The sequence below is a fragment of the Vibrio sp. 1288 genome (genome assembly GCF_033344475.1).
Window position 1 is genome coordinate 1 of sequence record NZ_JAWPOX010000519.1, and the last position, 702, is coordinate 702.

1 protein-coding gene and 1 pseudogene are annotated in these 702 nt (G+C 38.2%); both read right to left on the reverse strand.

Annotated features, from left to right (window positions below; translation table 11 throughout):
• Window positions 1-357 (reverse strand): annotated as a pseudogene (locus tag R8O11_RS27760) (GGDEF domain-containing protein); the annotation flags it as partial.
• A partial coding sequence (locus tag R8O11_RS27765) for an oxidoreductase (protein WP_318194940.1) occupies window positions 357-702 on the reverse strand: 346 nt, incomplete at its 5' end. The gene R8O11_RS27765 and the pseudogene R8O11_RS27760, both read right to left, overlap by 1 nt.

Consider the following 702-nt stretch of genomic DNA (forward strand, 5'->3'; position numbering starts at 1 on the left):
CAAAAAATATTGTTGAATGTGATTGCGAGAAAAAAAGGTGTAGACGTCTTTACTATTTATTAATAAATCAAAACGGCTCCAAGCAAGCTCATACTGAAGTTCTGCACCTTCTATTTTTAAAACATTTTCGTCCAGTCGACGTGCTTCACTGACGAGCTCAGAAAGCTCTTTCGATAACTGGAATAAAAACCATGTCGCTTGTTTTTGCTCATCAGTAAAACTTTGCGCTAAGACCCGAGTTTGTTGGAGCAATATGACATTTGCGAGCAATAAAGAAGTGGCAAAAACCAAAAGGAGCATTTTGCTGGTCGTCGAATAATTTTTTTGTTTAATTGGGTAAGCTTCTGATAACTTCATTATTTTTGTTTTATTTTCATCTCATTAACTTGCCACACCATTTGGGCATGATATTCATTATGATCCAATTCAGGATATTGACTGAGAGGGTATATCACCCAGTAAGGGCCTTTATTTCTCACTTTGATGTAATGATGATCTTGCTGGTACGCCAAAATTGGCTGATAACGAACAATATCTTTGCGAGATAAGGTGGAGTGATAGTTGTTTAAACTGCCGATATCGACTTGCTCTGGGATGCTTCCATAAACATGAGTTAGCAGCGTGCTGAGCTTTACACCAAGAAACTCTGAAGATTGTTGAATCCAAGGTAAATCAGTGGTGTAGCTGGTGGTTGGGAGAGAT